This window comes from Leifsonia sp. 466MF, from assembly GCF_900100265.1.
Lineage (GTDB): Bacteria > Actinomycetota > Actinomycetes > Actinomycetales > Microbacteriaceae > Leifsonia.
This window is the reverse complement of record NZ_LT629696.1, coordinates 3792808-3811077: the sequence shown is the minus strand read 5'-3', so window position 1 is coordinate 3811077 and position 18270 is coordinate 3792808. Positions and strand designations below refer to the sequence as shown.

At 69.2% G+C, this 18270-nt stretch carries 22 protein-coding genes; 5 read left to right on the top strand and 17 right to left on the bottom strand.

Translation table 11 applies throughout. From position 1 onward, the window contains the following. The first annotated feature begins 23 nt into the window (after positions 1–23). Entirely contained in the window at positions 24–1070 is a 1047-nt protein-coding gene (locus tag BLR91_RS18250) for a hypothetical protein (RefSeq protein ID WP_089879300.1), read from the top strand. A 43-nt stretch (positions 1071–1113) separates the two neighbouring features. Here the strand turns inward: BLR91_RS18250 and BLR91_RS18245 are convergent, their stop codons facing one another. The 14 genes from BLR91_RS18245 to BLR91_RS18180 form a co-directional block, all read right to left on the bottom strand. Further along, entirely contained in the window at positions 1114–3024 is a 1911-nt protein-coding gene (locus BLR91_RS18245) for a cytochrome c oxidase assembly protein (protein ID WP_442911258.1), read from the bottom strand. Between the two features lie 185 nt (positions 3025–3209). Further along, positions 3210–3494, bottom strand: coding sequence for an HU family DNA-binding protein (locus BLR91_RS18240; RefSeq protein WP_018188985.1), 285 nt, complete (start codon positions 3492–3494; stop codon positions 3210–3212). Between the two features lie 246 nt (positions 3495–3740). Then, positions 3741–4046 carry a 30S ribosomal protein S14 gene (gene rpsN, locus BLR91_RS18235; RefSeq protein WP_018188986.1) on the bottom strand — a complete coding sequence of 102 codons (306 nt, stop codon included), beginning with the start codon at positions 4044–4046 and terminating at the stop codon, positions 3741–3743. Between the two features lie 2 nt (positions 4047–4048). Continuing rightward, positions 4049–4216, bottom strand: coding sequence for a 50S ribosomal protein L33 (rpmG, locus tag BLR91_RS18230; protein WP_018188987.1), 168 nt, complete (start codon positions 4214–4216; stop codon positions 4049–4051). 2 nt (positions 4217–4218) lie between these two features. Then, positions 4219–4455, bottom strand: coding sequence for a 50S ribosomal protein L28 (rpmB, locus tag BLR91_RS18225; RefSeq protein WP_018188988.1), 237 nt, complete (start codon positions 4453–4455; stop codon positions 4219–4221). Between the two features lie 138 nt (positions 4456–4593). Continuing rightward, on the bottom strand, positions 4594–5010 hold the full coding sequence (locus BLR91_RS18220; RefSeq protein ID WP_020076214.1) for a Fur family transcriptional regulator: 417 nt from the start codon (positions 5008–5010) through the stop codon (positions 4594–4596). A gap of 6 nt (positions 5011–5016) precedes the next feature. Continuing rightward, positions 5017–5907 carry a metal ABC transporter permease gene (locus tag BLR91_RS18215; RefSeq protein WP_089879308.1) on the bottom strand — a complete coding sequence of 297 codons (891 nt, stop codon included), beginning with the start codon at positions 5905–5907 and terminating at the stop codon, positions 5017–5019. Continuing rightward, positions 5904–6764, bottom strand: coding sequence for a metal ABC transporter ATP-binding protein (locus tag BLR91_RS18210; protein ID WP_089879311.1), 861 nt, complete (start codon positions 6762–6764; stop codon positions 5904–5906). The genes BLR91_RS18215 and BLR91_RS18210 overlap by 4 nt, the downstream gene beginning before the upstream one ends. Continuing rightward, positions 6761–7666: a metal ABC transporter solute-binding protein, Zn/Mn family gene (locus tag BLR91_RS18205; RefSeq protein WP_089879314.1), complete on the bottom strand. Its 906-nt coding sequence runs from the start codon at positions 7664–7666 to the stop codon at positions 6761–6763. The genes BLR91_RS18210 and BLR91_RS18205 overlap by 4 nt, the downstream gene beginning before the upstream one ends. A 98-nt stretch (positions 7667–7764) precedes the next feature. Further along, positions 7765–9246 (bottom strand): dihydrolipoamide acetyltransferase family protein, encoded by a 1482-nt coding sequence (locus tag BLR91_RS18200; protein WP_089879318.1) that lies wholly within the window; start codon positions 9244–9246, stop codon positions 7765–7767. 59 nt (positions 9247–9305) lie between these two features. Beyond that, positions 9306–10265 carry an alpha-ketoacid dehydrogenase subunit beta gene (locus tag BLR91_RS18195; protein ID WP_172823288.1) on the bottom strand — a complete coding sequence of 320 codons (960 nt, stop codon included), beginning with the start codon at positions 10263–10265 and terminating at the stop codon, positions 9306–9308. Between the two features lie 362 nt (positions 10266–10627). After that, positions 10628–11767 carry a pyruvate dehydrogenase (acetyl-transferring) E1 component subunit alpha gene (pdhA, locus tag BLR91_RS18190; RefSeq protein WP_089879326.1) on the bottom strand — a complete coding sequence of 380 codons (1140 nt, stop codon included), beginning with the start codon at positions 11765–11767 and terminating at the stop codon, positions 10628–10630. A gap of 4 nt (positions 11768–11771) precedes the next feature. Beyond that, entirely contained in the window at positions 11772–12881 is a 1110-nt protein-coding gene (locus BLR91_RS18185) for a pyridoxal phosphate-dependent aminotransferase (protein WP_269457364.1), read from the bottom strand. A gap of 42 nt (positions 12882–12923) precedes the next feature. After that, positions 12924–13406 carry a hypothetical protein gene (locus BLR91_RS18180; protein WP_231918985.1) on the bottom strand — a complete coding sequence of 161 codons (483 nt, stop codon included), beginning with the start codon at positions 13404–13406 and terminating at the stop codon, positions 12924–12926. A gap of 57 nt (positions 13407–13463) precedes the next feature. On the opposite strand from BLR91_RS18180, the gene BLR91_RS18175 reads away from it, so the two are divergent. Together BLR91_RS18175 and purB are read left to right on the top strand one after the other, a co-directional pair. Next, on the top strand, positions 13464–13850 hold the full coding sequence (locus tag BLR91_RS18175) for a phage holin family protein (protein WP_018188998.1): 387 nt from the start codon (positions 13464–13466) through the stop codon (positions 13848–13850). 69 nt (positions 13851–13919) lie between these two features. Further along, positions 13920–15299 (top strand): adenylosuccinate lyase, encoded by a 1380-nt coding sequence (purB, locus tag BLR91_RS18170; protein WP_089879338.1) that lies wholly within the window; start codon positions 13920–13922, stop codon positions 15297–15299. A 37-nt stretch (positions 15300–15336) separates the two neighbouring features. Here purB and BLR91_RS18165 read toward each other — a convergent pair whose 3' ends face one another. Together BLR91_RS18165 and BLR91_RS18160 are read right to left on the bottom strand one after the other, a co-directional pair. Next, positions 15337–15666, bottom strand: a complete 330-nt coding sequence (locus BLR91_RS18165; RefSeq protein ID WP_089879342.1) for a hypothetical protein — start codon at positions 15664–15666, stop codon at positions 15337–15339. Beyond that, entirely contained in the window at positions 15663–16265 is a 603-nt protein-coding gene (locus BLR91_RS18160) for a DUF308 domain-containing protein (RefSeq protein WP_089879345.1), read from the bottom strand. Before BLR91_RS18160 ends, BLR91_RS18165 begins: the two co-directional genes overlap by 4 nt. A 96-nt stretch (positions 16266–16361) precedes the next feature. Here BLR91_RS18160 and BLR91_RS18155 point away from each other — a divergent pair, with 96 nt between their 5' ends. Next, positions 16362–17072, top strand: a complete 711-nt coding sequence (locus tag BLR91_RS18155; RefSeq protein ID WP_089879349.1) for a Pr6Pr family membrane protein — start codon at positions 16362–16364, stop codon at positions 17070–17072. Here the strand turns inward: BLR91_RS18155 and BLR91_RS18150 are convergent. Further along, positions 17065–17574: a hypothetical protein gene (locus BLR91_RS18150; RefSeq protein WP_089879352.1), complete on the bottom strand. Its 510-nt coding sequence runs from the start codon at positions 17572–17574 to the stop codon at positions 17065–17067. The two genes, BLR91_RS18155 and BLR91_RS18150, sit on opposite strands and share 8 nt — an antisense overlap. Positions 17575–17659: 85 nt before the next feature. Between BLR91_RS18150 and BLR91_RS18145 the strand changes: the two genes are divergently transcribed. Beyond that, on the top strand, positions 17660–18259 hold the full coding sequence (locus BLR91_RS18145; RefSeq protein WP_172823234.1) for a gamma carbonic anhydrase family protein: 600 nt from the start codon (positions 17660–17662) through the stop codon (positions 18257–18259). The last annotated feature ends 11 nt before the right edge of the window (positions 18260–18270 follow it).

Here is an 18270-nt window from a genome sequence, read left to right as displayed (position 1 = left end):
CCACAGGACCCTAGGATGGCCTCATGGCTGTGGGGGATGCGCACGCGCACCGACGCGCCGTCCTGATCTGGTCGGGTGTCGGCGTCCTCCTGGTCGCCGCTGTGCTTGCGGGCTTCGGCGCAGTGCAGCGCGCGTATTACAGCCCGACCGGTTTCGTCACGGCGTTCGCGGAGTCGATCGCCTCCCATGACGTGTCCACAGCTCTCGCCATGCCGGGAGCCAACCCGACCTCCTCGGCCCTGGACGCCGCGCGGCTCCCGGTGGGCGCCTCCCGCGAGCTCCTGCGCTCCGACATCCTGCCGGCCGTGCGCGATATCGCCGTCACCTCCGACACGACCGGAGCGGACGGCGTCCACACCGTCGTCGTGCGGGCCGTCGCGAACGGCGACCCCGTGTCGGCGACGTTCCGCGTCCGTCAGACGGGAGCTGTGCTCGGGATTCTGCCCACCTGGTCGTTCGCGACCTCGCCCGTCGGCGTCGCGCGCATCACCGTCGCGCACGCCTCCACCTTCACCGTCGGCCGCCACACCGTGAACCCGCGCGCCGCATCGCCCGATCAGCCCGCCGACGCCTTCACCGTCTCCGCCGACTACCTCGTGCTGCCGCTCGCGCCCCTCGAACTGAGCCACAGCTCGCGCTACGTCCGCGCCACGCCCGTCGCCGCATCCGCCTCGCCCGGCCGGATCACCGAGACCACGGTGGATGCGCAGCCCACCCCCGCGTTCACCTCCGCGGTGCAGAAGCAGGTCGACGGCTTCCTCGACCGCTGCGCCGAGCAGCACGTGCTGCAACCCGCCGGGTGCCCCTTCGGCGTCGAGATCGACGACCGGGTGCAGGGCGACCCCTCCTGGTCGATCGACACCTACCCCGACGTCCGGCTGCAGGCAGGGGACACGGGATGGGCCACCGGCCGGATGGTCGGCGTCGCGCACCTCGACGTGACCGTCCAGTCGCTGTTCGACGGAACGGTGACCCCGCGCAGCGATCCGGAGCCGTTCGCGATGAGTCTCAGCAGTGTCACCATCCGCTCGGACGGCTCGCTCGACATCGTCGTCGCGCAGGAGCCCTGAGCGCGAGCGCCGACCCCAGCCCGGGCCGTCTTCGAGCAACGGGTCAGCGGGAGACGCGGTCGCGGTCGGCCATGCGCGCCAGCCGCTCGTTGTACGCCCTCAGTTCGGCCTCGCCCGTGCGATCCGCGTTGCGGTCGCGCCGCTTCGTCTCGCGCTCGTCACTGCGGCTCCACTGGATCGCCACGACGATGGCGAGGATCACCGTGGGGATCTCGCCGATGCTCCACGCGATGCCGCCGCCGGCCTGCTGGTCGACGAGCGGGGAGTCCCCCCAGGTTCGGCCCATGGCCCCGAACCAATCGGCCAGCAGCAGTCCGTGCATCTGCATGATCGAGAGCCCGAAGAACGCGTGGAACGCCATCGTGAGCAGCAGCAGGAGCAGTCGGAACGGGTACGGGAGGCGGTACTTGACCGGGTCGATCCCGATCAGCGACTGCACGAAGAGGTAGCCAGTGATCAGGAAGTGGACGATCATCCACTCGTGCCCGATGTGGTCGGTCGTCGCCCAGCGGAAGACAGGCGTGTAGTAGAAGACCCAGAGCGACCCGGCGAACAGGATCGCCGCGACGATCGGGTTGGAGATCACACCCGCGAAACGCGAGTGCACGGCGAGGAGCAGCCACTCCCGGCCGCCGCGCGAGCCGTCGCGACGCTTCCGGATCGCCCGCGCCGCCAGGGTGATCGGCGCACCGGGGACGAGCAGCAGGGGCACCCCCATCGTCAGCACCATGTGCGCCGACATGTGGGCCGAGAACAGGTACTTCTCGTAGACGTTGACGCCGCCGTTGGTGATGTAGAACAGCAGGACGATGCCCAGCGTCCACAGCACCGTGCGGTAGATCGGCCACGCGTCGCCGCGTTTGCGCAACCGCCAGACCCCGGCGAAGTAGAGGAACAGGCCGAAGGCGCAGGCCAGCACCCACAGCAGGTCGAAGTTCCACGAGGTGAACAGCCGGTCCCAGGTGAGAGCGGGAGGCAGCTTCTCTCCGGTGAGGATCTCGGCGGGCGTCGGGGTGGCCGCACGCGTCTCCGGGACGGGCGTGACCGTGCGGGCGAGCGCTGCGGCGACGCCGGACGCGATGCCCATGAACGCCAGCTCGGCCACGACGATCCACCAGAAGCTCCGCGGCTCGCCGGACTGCTTGAGCCGACCGATCAGGTACCGCCGCTGCGTGAGGCCGAACAGGCCGAGCACGACGAGCGCGGCGACCTTGACCAGCACGAGGATGCCGTACGGCGTCGCCAGCTCCGCCAGGGTCCCGACGCGGAGCTCGGCGTTGACATATCCGGACGCGGCGACGACCACGAAGCAGATCAGCGCGACGGTCGAGTACCGCTCCAGGACGGTGACGAGTCGTCCGTTGCCCAGCCGCTGCTTCACCACGATGAGCGTCACCAGGCCGCCCAGCCAGATCGCCGCGAACAGCACGTGGAGCCCGAACGACGTCACCGCGGCGTCGTGACCGGCTGCCTCCGCGCTGTGGCCCTGCTGCGCCATCGGCACGACGGTCGCCATGGCCAGCAGGGTGACGAAGACGATCGCCGTCTGGTTGCGAACCGCGAAGCACAGCACCGTGACGGCCGCGGCGATGAGGGTGATCCCGAGCCACGCCTGGCCCAGCGAAACGCTGGTGATGAACGAGCTGAGCCCATTGCTGAAGGTCGCGTCGAACGACCAGGGCACGTTCGACACGCTGACGAAGGTGAACAGTCCCGTCGCGGCGGACGCGACCGTCATCACCGCGGCGCTGCCGGCGGCGAAATCGAGGGCGTTGCCGTACTCGTCGCGATCCGGGCTGAACGCGAAGCAGGCCAGGACCAGGGCGCCCACCGTGCCCGCCAGGCTGAGGTTGACCACCAGGGTCGCCGCGGGCAGTCCCCAGCGCACGAGCGCACCCGGGTCCGCGAGCAGCGGCGCGTTCGCTCCTCCGCCGAACGCGAGGGCGGCGATCATCGCCGCCACGGCTGCGACGAGCAGCGCGGCAGGGCCGATCACACGGAGGATTCGAGGCACCTGTCCAGCCTACGTCCCCCGCCCTGGACGGCCGCCCACAGCCTGTTCGCCCGTATGCCCGCCGGAGATACGACGAGGGCGGCGCCGCACGATGCGGCGCCGCCCTCAGGCAAAGCTGGGAAGGACTACTTGACGGCAGCCTTGAGCTTCGAGCCCGCGGTCAGCTTGACGCGGTGGCCGGCCGGGATGGAGATCTCCTCGCCGGTCTGCGGGTTGCGGCCGGTGCGGGCAGCGGTCTCGCTGCGCTCGGCGGCGAGCCAGCCGGGGATGGTGACCTTGCCACCCTTGGCGACGGTCTCGCTGATGGTGCTGAAGAACGCGTCGACGACGCTCGAGACGGTGGCCTGGCTCTGACCCGACGCCGCAGCGACGGCAGCAACGAGCTCGGTCTTGTTCAGGTTGTCAGCCATTGAGTGTCCTCCTCGGACCTTGTGCTGGATCTACAGCTATCTTGTGGAACGGTTGAGGCCACTGAGGGCCGTAACGTTTGGTCGGTTGACCGCCTTGAATGTATCAGAAACCCGCGGAAACACGCGGAACTTCGTCCTCTTTCGCCGACATCGGACCGGATGCGCAGCTTCGGGCATCCATTCGGGTACGGCAAAGGGGCGCCCGGCCGAAGCCGGACGCCCCTCGAGGTGCGTCGTCGCGCTGGCTTACCAGCTCGACTTGGTGATGCCGGGCAGCTCGCCGCGGTGCGCCATGTCACGGAAACGGACACGCGAGATGCCGAACTTGCTGAGGTTTCCGCGCGGACGGCCGTCGACCGCGTCGCGGTTGCGCACGCGGATCGGGGAGGCGTCGCGGGGCAGCTTCTGCAGGCCCAGGCGAGCGGCCTCACGGGACTCGTCGGAGCCGTTCGGGTCGACGAGAGCCTTCTTCAGCTCGGCACGCTTCGCGGCGTAGCGCTCGACGATGACCTTGCGCTGCTCGTTCTTGGCGATCTTTGACTTCTTGGCCATGTTTAGCGCTCCTCTCGGAAGTCGACGTGCTTGCGCACTACGGGGTCGTACTTCTTGAGCACGAGTCGGTCGGGGTCGTTGCGGCGGTTCTTGCGGGTCACGTAGGTGTACCCGGTGCCCGCCGTCGAACGGAGCTTGATGATCGGACGGACGTCCTGCTGCTTCGCCATGCTTAGATCTTCTCCCCACGGGCCAGGAGGTCCTTGACCACGGACTCGATGCCACGGGCATCGATGACCTTGATGCCCTTGGCGCTCAGCGTCAGGGTGACGTTACGGCGAAGCGACGGCACGTAGTACGTCTTCTTCTGGATGTTCGGGTCGAACCGGCGCTTCGTGCGACGGTGCGAGTGCGAGATGTTGTGACCGAAGCCGGGAACGGCTCCAGTCACCTGGCACACTGCTGCCATTGCTTTCTTCTCCAATACCGTGGTACCGGTCGGCACCACCCAAGGTCACTTGTCGGCATACGACTTCCCCGTCGTCTTCGTGATGGGGGTTTCGCATACGATCTGAGCGGGAGGAGCCCACTCAGCCAAACATCCATGCTACGGCATGGACGCGGTGCCGGCCAAATCGCTCTTGGCCGTGCACGCGGCGCACAGCCCGAAGACATCGACGACGTGCTGTGCCTGCGTGAATCCGTGGGCCGCGGCGGCCTGCCGCGCCCACTGCTCGACCGCGTCCGCCTCGATCTCCACCGTCAGCCCGCAGTTGCGGCAGATCAGGTGGTGATGGTGGCCGGTGGTGCAGGCGCGGTACAGGCTCTCGCCCTCGGGCGACTGGAGCGAGTCGGCGTCGCCTTCGGCCGCAAGGTCGGCGAGCGCGCGGTACACGGTGGCCAGGCCGATGGGCGAGCCCGCCTCGTGCAGGCTCAGGTGCAGCCCCTGCGCGCTGATGAAGCCCTCCGTCGAGGTCAGAGCCTCGCGGACGGCCTCCCGCTGCCAGGTGTTCCGCTTCACCATCCCAGGCTAGCCCGCCTGGCTCACGAGTCGCCGAGAAGTCGTCGCCGCACCGCGGCGGCGCACACGCCGACCGCCAACGATGCGGCAGACGACGTAGATCAGGAACGAGATGGTCGTCACGTACGGGCTGATGGGGAGCGCGCTGCCCAGGGCGAGCAGGATGCCGCCCACCACCGAGACCAGAGCGAACAGCACGCTGAGCACCGGCACGCCGAGGGGCGACGACGAGATGCGCATCGCGGCCGCGGCGGGTGTGACCAGCAGCGAGAGCACGAGCAGCGCGCCGACGATCTGGACGGACACCGCGACCGCAAGGCCGAGCAGCACCATGAAGGCCAGGGCGACGAAACGGGTCGGGACGCCGCGTGAGGCGGCGACGTCCGCATCCAGGCTGTCGAAGGTCAGCGGGCGCCACATCAGCAGCAGCGCGACCAGCACGATCGCGCCGATGATCAGCAGCCAGCCGAGCTGCGGATCGTCGACCGACACGATCTGCCCGGTGAGCAGCCCGAACTTGTACGCGCTGCGACCGGGATAGAGCGCGAGCGCCAGGATGCCGAGGCCGAGCCCGAAGGGCATCAGCACGGCGATGATCGAGTTGCGGTCGCGGGCTTTCGCCCCGAGGAGACCGATCAGGACGGCCGCGACCAGCGATCCGGCGAGCGACCCAGCCACGACGTTGACGCCGAACAGCAGGGCGATCGCCGCTCCGGCGAACGACAGCTCGCTGATGCCGTGCACCGCGAACGCCATGTCCCGCTGCATCACGAACACGCCGATCAGACCGCCGACGATACCGAGGATCGCTCCAGCGAAGATCGAGTTCTTCACGAGCAGCAGCAGCTCGCCGTAGTCGCTGAAGTCGAACAGCTGCTGCCAGATGTCGAGGTGCATCATGCCGCCGGCTCCGGGTGCTCGGTGCGGGTGTGGATGTGGTGGTCGTGCGTCTCGGCGTCCGGGATGCCGACGACCACGATCCTGCCGCGGCTGCGGATGACATCCACCGGCGTCCCGTACAGGTCGGTCAGCACGTCGCTGCGGAGCACCTCGTCCGGTGTGCCCGTGCGGAAGCGGCCGCCGGCCAGGTACAGGACGCGGTCCACCATCCCGAGCACCGGGTTCACGTCGTGGGTCACGAAGACGACGGCGCTCCCGTGGTCGCGGCGCCGGCGGTCGATGAGCTCGCTCACGCCGCGCTGGTGCTGGAGGTCGAGCGACAGCAGCGGCTCGTCGCAGAGCAGCAGGGCCGGGTCGCCGGCGAGCGCCTGCGCCACACGCAGTCGCTGCTGCTCGCCGCCGGACAGCGAGCCGACCGCCGTGTCGGCGTAGCGGCGCGCGCCGACGGAGTCGATCAGCCGGTCGACCTGCTCGCGGTCGGAGCGGCGGGGGAGCGGCAGCCCCCAGCGGTGACCGTTGACGCCGAGGGCGACGAGGTCGCGGGCGCGCATGGGCGTGCCCGCCGGGATGAGCTTCTGCTGCGGGATGTAGCCGATCCGTCGGTCGCCCCGGCGTACCGGGTGCCCCTCGAAGGCGATCTCTCCGCTGTCGAGGTGCTGCTGCCCGAGGATGGTCCGCAACAGGCTGGTCTTGCCGGAGCCGTTCGGCCCGAGCACCGCGACGAACTCGCCCGCGTGCACGTCGAGGTCGAGACCGCTCCAGAGGGTGCGGTCGCCGAAGCCGAGCGACGCATCGCGCAGCCGGAGCACCACGTCCCGCGAGTCGGGGACGGGCACGCGTTCGAGCGGTTCGGTCACTTCGCCAGCGCACCCTTCACGGCGTCGAGGTTGCCGCTCATCCACCCGATGTAGTGCATGCCCTCTGGCAGGGTCTCGGTGACCGGGACGACCGGGATGCCGGCCGCCTTGGCCGCAGCGAGGACCTTCTCGGTCTCGGCGCCGGTGGTCTGCTCGTTGTAGGCGAGGAGCTTCACCTGGTGACCGCTGAACAGCTGCAGGGTGTCCTTCAGCACGATGGGGGAGACGTCGTTCTCCTCCTCGATGGCCTCGCTGAACTTCTCGGGGGTCTTGTTGACCAGCCCGATGGCATCGAGCAGGTACAGCGGCACAGGTTCGGTGATGGCCACGCCTTCGCCCGCGTAGGTCGACTTCAGCTGCGCCTCGGTGGCCTCGAGTGCCGACAGCTTCTCGCCGAATGCCGAGGCGTTCCTCTCGAAGGTCGCCTTCTGCGACGGGTCCGCGGCGGACAGGGCGGCGGTGAGCGCATCGGCGAACTTCTGCACCGTGGGGAAGTCGTACCAGACGTGTTCGTTGAGTTCGCCGTCGACGGGCTTCTTGCCCGAGAGATCGACGACGTTGAGCACCTTGACGCCGCTGTTCGTCGCGCCCTTCACGAGGTTCTGCATGTAGTCGTCGTAGCCGCCGCCGTTCTCGATGACGACGTCGGCCTTCGACACCGCGAGCTGGTTCTGGGCGCTCGCCTCGAAGGAGTGCGGATCCTGCGCGGGGTCGGTCATCAGCGAGGTGACGTGCACGGCGTCGCCGCCGATGGTGGTCGCGATGTCGCCGTATACATCGGTGCTGGCGACGACGCGGACGGTGCTGTCGTCGGAGCCGGCCGACGACGAGGAGGAGCAGCCGGCCAGGGTCAGGGCGATGGCGGCCGCGGTGAGGGCGGAGACGAGAGAACGCGTCTTCATGGGTGAGCCTGTCTAAGTCGCGAACGACGTGAAGAAGTGGATGCCCGCGGTCGCGGGCACCGGCTCACATTACGGCTTATTGAAAATGATTGTCAAATTCAGTCGAGGAGCAGCGCAGGCTCTTCGATGATCGACGCGACGTCCGCCAGGAAGCGCGATGCCACATCCCCGTCGACGACACGGTGGTCGAACGACGCGCCCAGTGTGGTGACGAAGCGCGGGCGGACCTCGCCGTCGACCACCCAGGGCTTCTGCTTGATCGTTCCGAGGGCGACGATGCCGACCTCGCCCGGGTTCAGGATGGGCGTGCCGGTGTCCATCCCGAACACGCCGATGTTCGTGATGGTGATCGTGCCGCCGTTCATGTCTGCCGGCGGCGTCTTGCCGTCGCGGGCGGTGAGGGTCAGCTGCTCGAGGGCTCGAGCCAGCTCCAGCAGCGTCATGCCCTGCGCCTCCTTGATGTTCGGCACGATGAGGCCGCGGGGGGTCGCCGCGGCGATCCCGAGGTTCACGTAGTGGCGGACGATGATCTCCTCGTCCGTCCACGCCGAGTTGACGGTGGGGTTGCGGCGGACGGCCCAGATGATGGCCTTCGCCATGATCAGCAGCGGAGACACCTTGATGCCGGCGAAGTCGGTCGAGTTCTTGAGCCGCTTGACGAACTCCATGGTGCGGGTGGCATCCACGTCGACGAAGAGGCTGACGTGCGGGGCGCTGAACGCGCTCGACGTCATCGCGTTGGCGATCGCCTTGCGGACGCCCTTGACCGGGATGCGCTCCTCGCGGTCGTCCGGCCACTCCGGCGTCTGGATGTTGCGGAAGACCGTGACCTGCGACGCCTCGCGCAGCACGTCGTCGCGGGTGACGTCGCCGACAGGGCCGGTCGGAGTGACGACGGTGATGTCGACGCCCAGGTCCTTGGCGAGCTTGCGGACGGGGGGCTTGGCGATCACCGAGCCGCCGGCGTGCGGCGTCGGAGCGGTGTGTGCCGCAGGTGCTGGGCGGGGTGCAGGCGCGGCGGGTGCCGAGGCCGGGGAGGTCGCGGCCGGGGCGGTCTGCGCAGCCGTAGCCGACGGGGCGGGAGCCGACGGGGCGGGAGCCGCCGGAGCGGTGGGCGCCGCCGCCTGCTGTGCGACGGATCCGGAGAAGGCCACCGGCAGGGACGCCGTGCCGGGGTGCGTGACGCGGCGGCGACGGCTCGATCCATGCCCGGCGGAGCCGTAGCCGACCAGCACGGCACCGGCCTTCGGCTCCTCTTCGTGCGAGACGCTCGCGGCGGTGTCGGCCGCGAGCTCCTCGGCGGGCTCCGGCTCACGGACGGGCGCCTCGGCAGACTCCCCGCCGGCCGTCACCGTGAAGATCGGGGTGCCGACCTCGACGGTCTGGCCTTCGGAGACGAGGAGTTCGCCGACCGTTCCCTCGAACGGCGACGGCAGCTCGACGAGCGACTTCGCGGTCTCGATCTCGACGATCACCTGATTGACCGCGACCTGCTCGCCCGGGGTCACCTTCCACGAGACGATCTCCGCCTCGGTCAGGCCCTCGCCCACATCGGGCAGGAGGAACTGGGACTCGCTCATGTGCGACTTCTCTCTGTCGGTCTCGCGGCGGGCAGCGCCGCCGATGTATGCGCCAGGCGTCAGTAGGCGAGCGCCCGGTCGACGGCCTCGAGGATGCGGTCGGCGTCGGGGAGGTACAGCTCCTCGAGCTTCGCCGGCGGGAACGGGACGTCGAAGCCGGCGACGCGCATAACGGGCGCCTCCAGCGAATAGAAGGCCTTCTCGGCGACGGTCGCCGCGACCTCGGAGCCCACCGAGACGTTGCTCGGCGCCTCCTGCGCGATGATCAGCCGCCCGGTCTTCTGCACGGATGCGATCACCGGGCCGTAGTCGACGGGGGAGAGCGAGCGGAGGTCGACGACCTCGAGGCTGCGGCCCTCCTCGGCGGCGAGCTCGGCGGCGCGCAGGGCGACGCTCACCATGCCTGCCCACGCGACGACGGTCGCGTCCGTTCCGGTTCGGACGACCCGGCTGGCGTGCAGCGGCGTCGGGTTCTCGACCAGGTCGACCTCGCCCTTCGGCCAGTAGCGGCTCATCGGTTCGAAGAAGACGACGGGGTCGTCGGAGCGGATCGCCTCCTGGATCATCCAGTAGGCGTCGTGCGGTGTGGACGGGGCGACCACGCGCAGACCTGCGGTGTGCGCGAAGTACGCCTCCGGAGCCTCCTGGTGGTGCTCGACGGCCCCGATGTGTCCGCCGTGGGGGATGCGGATGACGACGGGGAAGGGGATGCGGCCGCTGTGGCGGTTGGTCATCTTCGCGAGCTGCGTCGTGATCTGGTCGAAGCCGGGGAAGACGAAGCCGTTGAACTGGATCTCGACGACCGGACGGTATCCGCGCATCGCGAGTCCGATCGCGGTTCCGATGATGCCGGCCTCTGCGAGCGGTGTGTCCATCACCCGCTGCGGTCCGAACTCCTTCTGCAGCCCCTCGGTGACGCGGAAGACGCCGCCCAGCGGGCCGATGTCCTCGCCCATCAGGATGACGCGCGGGTCGTCGGCGAGCGCGCGTCGCAGACCGGCGTTCAGCGCCTTGACCATCGGGAGTGACTGGATGCGCGGCTCGGGCGCCGCATCCACCGTCGGCTCGGCGTGCTCCGCCTCGGCAGCCGTCTCTCCGACCTCGGCCGATGCCTGGAGCTCCGCCTGCGCGGTCTCCTGCTCGTCGACCCGATCGCTCTCCTCGTCGTCGATCACGAATTCACGCGTCCACTCCTGCTCGGCGACGTGCTCCTCGAGCACGCGGGAGTCGGGGTCGCTCTCGACGATCTCGACGACGTCGATCGCCTGCGTGTCGAGCGACGCGGTGTCGACGGGCGCGCCGTCGTCGCGTGACTCTGCGCTGTCGCCGGGATTCTCGATCAGCTCGGCCTCCACGTATTCGGCCTCGCTCCTCACGTCACTCATGCGTCACCTCCGAACGACGCCTCGTACTCCTCGAGCCAGCGTCGTTGCTCGTCCGTCACGGGATGCGGCTCACTGTAGACGTGCTGGAACATCGACGCGACAGGCGGCGGCGCCAGCTCGAGCGTGCGACGGCGGATGTCGGCGGCGAGATCGGCCGCCTCCTCGTCTGCGCTGTCGAAGAAGCCCTGTCCGACGCCCTGCTCTTCGAGGAAGACGCGGAACCGGCGGATCGGGTCGCGCTCGGCCCAGGAGGCCAGCTCCTCGTCGGTGCGGTACTTGCTCGGGTCGTCGCTGGAGGTGTGGGCGCCCATCCGGTAGGTCAGGGCCTCGATCATGCTCGGGCCTTCGCCGCTCCGGGCGTCGTCGAGGTGCTTGGCGGTCACGGCGTAGGCCGCGAGCACGTCGTTTCCGTCGATCTGGACGCCCGGGATGCCGAACCCGCTCGACCGCAGGTAGAGCGGGGTGCGCGACTGCGTGCTCACCGGCACGGAGATCGCCCAGTGGTTGTTCTGCAGGAAGAACACCTGGGGGGTCTGGTAGCTGGCCGCGAAGACGTACGCCTCGTTGACGTCCCCCTGGCTGGTCGCGCCGTCGCCGAAGTACACGATGGACGCCTCGTCCTTCGACGGGTCGCCCGTGCCGACCTTTCCATCGAGTTTCATGCCCATGGCGTAGCCGGTGGCGTGCAGGGTCTGCGAGCCGATGACCAGCGTGTAGAGGTGGAAGTTGCCGACGGCCGGGTCGGTCGGGTCCCATCCGCCGTGTGTCGTGCCGCGGAGGAGGCCGATGATCCCGATCGGGTCGATACCCCGGACCATTCCAACGGCGTGTTCGCGGTAGGACGGGAAGAGGTGGTCCTGCGGCTTGGCGGCATGCGCCGAGCCGACCTGGGCACCCTCCTGCCCTTCGCTCGGGACCCAGAGCCCGAGTTGTCCCTGCCGCTGCAGGTTCGCCGCCTCATGGTCCAAGGCGCGAACGCGCACCATGTCGCGGTAGAAGCGGCGGTAGTCGTTCTCGTCGAGCCGCTCCAGGTAGGGGAGGTATTCGGCCGACGTCTCGCTCGGCTGGAACCGGCCTTCCGCGGTCAGCAGCTGGACGGTGTTCGCCGGGCGCGGGATTTCGTTCGTCGCAACCACCTGTCTAACCTAACCGCTTGCCCGGGTGCCCATTTGGTAGGTTCCGCACAAGATCATCCGCGACCTGCAGGAGTTTCTCCACAGATTCCTCCTCGCCGACGCTGATGCGGATGCCCTCCGGCGGGAAAGCCCGTACGGTCAGCCCGGCGTCGAAGAAGGCGTCGTTGGCCTCCACGGTCTGCTCACCGGTTGCGAGCCACACGAAGTTGCCCTGAGCCTCCGGAACCGCCCAGCCCTGTTCGAGCAGGGCGTCGCGGAGCCGGTCGCGGCGCATCGCCACTCGGGCGACGCGCTCCATCAGCTCGTCCTCCGCCTCGATGGACGCAAGGGCCGCGACCCGGGAGGCGTCGGTGACCGAGAGCGGGATGGCCGCCGAGCGGGCAGCATCCAGCACCGCCTGCGGGCCGACAGCATAGCCGATACGCAGCGCCGCCAGCCCATAGGCCTTCGAGAACGTGCGCAGCACGACGAGGTTGGGATACCGGGAGAGCAGCGGGATGCCGTCGACAGCCGCATCGTCGGTGACGAACTCGTAGTACGCCTCGTCGAGCAGCACGAGCAGGTCGGACGGCACCCGTGCCATGAACGCGTCGAAGTCGGCGGCGGTCACGATGGTGCCGGTGGGGTTGTTGGGAGTGCACACGATGACCACCCGCGTGCGGTCGGTGATGGCGGCGGCCATCGCCTCCAGGTCGTGGCTGCCGTCTGGGCGGTTCGGCACCTGCACACTGGTCGCTCCCGCGACGGTCACCAGACCGGGGTAGGCCTCGAACGATCGCCAGGAGTACACGACCTCGTCACCGACCCCGGCTGCAGCCGAGATCAGCTGCGAGAGCAGCGCGACCGAGCCGCTGCCCAGGTGGACCTCGCCGACGCTCACGCCGTGCCGCTCCGCCAGGCGCTCGCGCAGGTCGGCGCCGCCCGCGTTCGGGTAACGGTTGAGCTCGCGCAGGGTGGCCGCCACGGCCGCGACGACCGAGGGCAGAGGCGGGAAAGGATTCTCGTTGCTCGACAGCTTGAAGCCGTCAGCCGGCGCGGGTCGCCCCTGCCTGTAGGCGGGCACCGCGACGATCTCGGGCCGTAGTCTCACGCCGAGCGTGTCATCCGAACTCACAGACCCAACTTAGCCGCGCCCGCATACCGCGGGAGGAATTCCCTAGATCTGTGGATGACGCTGCTGGGCTGTGAGCCGAATCGACGAGTTGAGGAACGCGAGGCCGAGGATCAGCGAGCTGACATTGTGCACAGTCATCGTGACACTGAACGGCGACGTGAACTGGGACGCGAACGCGACAAACCAGAGGAGGGCAAGCCACCACCCTGCGCGGGGGCGAGCGGTCAGCCGCCACCACGCGCGCTTCGGAAGCATCGGCTCGCCGTATCCGCGGAACGACCGAGCCATGGCGATCAACGCGGCGTCCCACAGGATCTCGAAGACGATCACCTGTGCCGGCACCGGGAGCACCAGGGTGAGGATCCAACCCAGGATCCTGGCTCCAAGGACGTAGGCGACGAGCACCGCGAACTTCTGCCACGGGTTCATCACGCGGAGCGGCGACCACTGCAGTGATGGGTACACCTTCTTCGCCGGGACGGCCCGCAACGGCTCCGGTTCGATCAGCCCATCCGCTCTCGCCACGCGCCGACTCTAGCGCCACCCCTGTACCCCAGCCGCGCGCACTGGAAGGATGAAGCCATGCGATTCCTGCTCAGACTGATCGTCAACGCCCTCGCCCTCTGGCTCACGACGCTGATCGTCAGCGGTGTGACCGTGCACCCGTACGCTCCGGACACCACCGCCACGGTTCTGACCTACCTGCTCATCGCGCTGATCTTCGGCCTGGTGAACGCGATCGTCGGCACGGTCATCCGGGTGGTCGCGTTCCCTCTGTACATCCTCACGCTCGGGCTGATCTCGCTGCTCGTGAACGCGTTCCTGCTGTTCATCGTGTCGTGGATCAGCGATGCCATGGGCTTCGGGCTCCACATCGACGGCTTCTGGTGGGGCGTCCTCGGCGCGCTCGTGCTGGGCATCATCGCGTGGCTGCTCGGGCTGCTCATCCGGCCCGTCAGCCGCGACTGACGTCCGCGGGCGCCGCGCACGTGCGGGAGAATGGTCGGGTACCCGCCGCCTGATCCCGCGAGGAGCACCATGTCCGCCCTGCCTCCCCAGCCGCTCAGCCCCCTCGACGGCCGCTACCGGTCCGCCGTGATCGGCCTCGGCGACCACCTGTCGGAGGCCGGTCTGAACCGTGCCCGCGTCCAGGTCGAGGTCGAGTGGCTGATCTACCTGACCGAGCACCGGATGTTCGGCTCCTCCCCGCTGACCGGTGAGCAGAAGGCGATGCTCCGGGCGCTCGCCGACGAGTTCGGGCAGGCAGAGATCGACCGGCTCGCCGAGCTGGAGGCGACCACCAGGCACGACGTGAAGGCCGTCGAGTACCTGGTCCGTGAGCGGCTGCACGCGCTCGGACTCAACCACATCGCCGAGCTCACGCACTTCGCTGCGACCAGCGAGGACATCAACAACCTCTCGTACGCCCTGACGGTGAGCGCCGCGGTGAGCGAGTCCTGGCTGCCGAAGTTCCGGGCGGTCATCGCGGAACTCCGCGCGCAGGCGAAGCAGTACCGCGACGACGCGATGCTCGCCCGCACGCACGGGCAGCCGGCCACCCCGACGACCATGGGCAAAGAGCTCGCGGTCTTCGTGCACCGCCTCGAGCGGGTGCGGGAGCAGATCGAGGGCGGCGTGCACCTGGGCAAGTTCAGCGGCGCGACGGGCACCTTCGCGGCGCATCTCGTCGCCGACCCGGACGCCGACTGGCCGCGCATCTCGCGCGAGTTCGTCGAGAGCCTCGGCCTCGACTGGAACCCGCTGACCACGCAGATCGAGTCGCACGACTGGCAGGCGGAGCTCTACTCGCGCATCTCGCACGCCAACCGCATCCTGCATAACCTGTGCACAGACATCTGGACGTACATCTCGCTCGGATACTTCCGTCAGGTCCCCGAGCCGGGCGCCACCGGTTCGTCGACCATGCCGCACAAGGTGAACCCGATCCGCTTCGAGAACGCCGAGGCCAACCTCGAGCTCTCGAGCGCGGTGCTCGACTCGCTCGCCTCGACGCTCGTCACCAGCCGCCTGCAGCGCGACCTGACCGACTCGACCACGCAGCGGAACATCGGCGTCGGGCTCGGTCACTCGCTGCTCGCCCTCGACAACATCGAGCGCGGACTCGGCCAGATCGCCATCGACCGCCAGGCTCTCGCCGATGATCTCGACGCCAACTGGGAGGTGCTCGCCGAGGCCATCCAGACGGTGATCCGCGCCGAGGTCACCGCCGGCCGTTCGACCATCACCGACCCGTACGCGCTGCTGAAGGAGTTGACGCGCGGCAAGCGGGTCGATCACGCCGCGCTGACCGAGTTCGTCAACGGGCTGGAGATCGGCCAGGCCGCGAAGAACCGGCTGCTGGCACTCACGCCCGCCGGTTACATCGGCCTCGCGTCGGAGCTGGTCGACTACCTGTAGGGCACGGCGACCCCGCCAGCGCGGGCCAGGGGAGCGGTCAGTGGCCGCGGGGCCGGTCTTCGCCCTCCGCGCGGGCCTGCGCCTTGGCGCGCGCCTCCGCATCCTGCTCGTGGATGTCCTCCACCTCGGCCTCGGTCGGCTTGAACGCGAGCGCGAACAGGGCGAGCAGGACGACGCTGATGATGAAGGTGACGCCGAAACCGACCCCGGCGAGCACGAACTCCCGCGTGGCGACCAGCACGATCAGGCCGACGAAGACGGCGAGCCCGGCCGAGATGCCCAGCAGCTCGACGGGAAGGAAGCGGTCGCGGCGCGTCGGCTGCAGGCTCTGGTTCGCTCGGGGGTCCTTCTTGCTGCGCCGGCTCACGATCCGCTCTCCGCTCCGCGCGACGGCGTCCGCTCGTGCGCCGCGCTCCGCAACGTCGCCGCCCCGATCCCCTGGAAGACGCCGACGATGACGGCCCAGGCGCCGAACAGGCCGATCGCGAGCACCGCGTCGGCGGGCACGAACAGCAGCACGAGGGCCAGCACGGCGGTCAGGGCGCCGGTGATGAGCCAGTCGCGGGCGGCGGCGTCACGGCCGCGTTCGCGGACACCGTTGTAGAGCTCGAGGATGCCGGTGAGCGCCGCCCACACCGTCACCAGGTAGAGGAAGAGGCCGAGGCCGGAGTGCGACAGCACCAGGGCGAGGACGCCGGCGATCACGCCGATCGCTCCCTGCACCGCGAAGAGCACGCGGGTGATGCGGCGGCCGGCGAGCAGTGCGCTCAGCACGCCGGTGGCGAGCCCGTCGACGATCGCGAAGACCCCGAACACGATGAGGCCGAACATCGCCGTGTGCGCATCCCGGGTGAACGTGATGACCGCTGCGGCGGCCAACGCGACGGCGGCACGGACGGCGGGAACGACCCAGTACCGGCTGTGCGCGTGGATGTCGGAATGCTGGGCAGGGACGGCGGTAGCCACGTAGGCCCTCTTTCATACGGGATTCGCCAACCATTCTAGTCGGCGGGTTCCTGCGCGTTCGCCCACCGACGGCCGCTCGCTCGCTACGATCGCGGCATGCGGATCGGTTTCGCGGTTCTCCGCGCGGTGTTCTTCCTCCTCACCTTGGCGGCGGTCATCGCCCAGTTCACGACCAGTGTTCGATCCATCGGCGACCGGGGCGGCAACATCGCCGGTCTGGTTGCGAACTTCTTCAGCTTCTTCACGATCGACTCGAACGTTCTGGGAGTCGTCGTGCTCGGGATCGGCGCGGTTCTGCTGATCGTGCGGAAGGGGGACGACCCGGGATGGTTCACCGGGCTGCGTGCCGCATCCGTCACCTATCTGGTGACGACCGGGGTGGTCTACAACCTGCTGCTGCGCAACATCTCGCTCGCGCAGGGGACGACGGTCGGCTGGTCGAACGAAGTGCTGCACGTGATCGCGCCCGCTTACCTGCTGATCGACTGGCTCTTCGCGCCCGGGCGCACCCCACTGCGCCTGCGTGCCGTGTGGGGGATCGCCGTCTTCCCGATCCTCTGGGCGGTGTACACGCTGATCCGCGCGCCGTTCGCCGCGGACCCGGTGACGGGGAAGTCGCCGTGGTATCCGTACCCGTTCCTGAACCCGCAGACGAGCCCGAACGGCTACCTGTCCGTCGCGTTCTACGTGGTGCTGATCGCCGTCGTGATCCTCGCCGCCGGCTACGGAGTCGTGTGGATCTCCCGACGGTGGCGGGGCGGTCGGCCTCTGCCCGACGCCGCAGCGGCGGCCGCCGGGGTCAGCTGAGCGAGGCCTGCGGTTCCGACTCTTCCGCGCGCGCCCAGAACACGACAGCGGCGAGCGCCCCCACCGTAAGCAGGAATGCCCCTGTCGGCGTCACCGTGTCCGGCATCCCGTGCTGGACGAGGACGGCCGAGACGATGCCGGCGAGGGCTCCGCATCCCGCCACCACAGCGAACGCGACCGAGATGGCGCGCGCGGCGCCGTCCAGGACGAGCCCGCGGATGACCAGGGCGACGGCGCCGATGAGCCACAGTGCGGCGACCGGGAACGCGAGCAGCAGCCCCAGCGGGTCGCGGAGCAGCACGCCCGGCGTCGCGTAGATGAGGGATGCGGCCAGCACGAGCACGAGTCCCAGGCCGGCGAACCCGGCGAGCCGTGCCCGCTCGGTCCGCAGCCGCAGGAGCGGCGCCAGGAGTGAGGGCCAGCTGAACGTGAGGGCGAAAGCGACGAACGCGAGCGCCACGCTGCCTGCGCCCTGCAGCACCGGGAGGAGGATGCCGATCATGCGTCTATTGAACGCCTCCGGACCCGATCGCGCGTCCTCCCGGAGGATGATCCCGTCAACGACCGCGATCGGCCATCATGGGCGCATGCTCATCAGTCACCGAGACCGTGAACCGTCGATCCACGCGACCGCCTATGTCGCGCCGTCCGCGGTCCTCGTCGGCGACGTCCGGGTCGGGGCGGGCGCTCGCATCCTTCACGGGGCCGTGCTCAGCGCGGAGGACGGTGAGGTGACCATCGGCGAGGACACCGTCGTCATGGAGCATGCGCTCATCCGCGGACGGTCGGGGCACCCGACGCGGGTCGGCGCCGCCGTCATGGTCGGGCCGCATGCCCACGTGAACGGGAGCATCGTCGAGGATGAGGCCTTCATCGCGACCGGCGCCTCACTCTTCCCCGGCAGCCGCATCGGCACGGGCGCGGAGGTGCGCATCAACGGGGTCGTCCAGGTGAACACCGTGCTCGAGCCGGGCGCCGTCGTCCCGATCGGATGGATCGCGGTCGGTTCACCCGCATCCATCCTGCCGCCGGAACGGCATGACGACATCTGGGCCATCCAGCGGGAACTCGATTTCGCGGGAACCGTCTACGGCGCCGGCCCCGACACGTCGATGCGGGAGATCATGCGGCGGCAGTCGGAGTTCTACGGCGCTCACGCCGACGACACGGTGATCGACGGGGGCTGACGAGCAGGCTT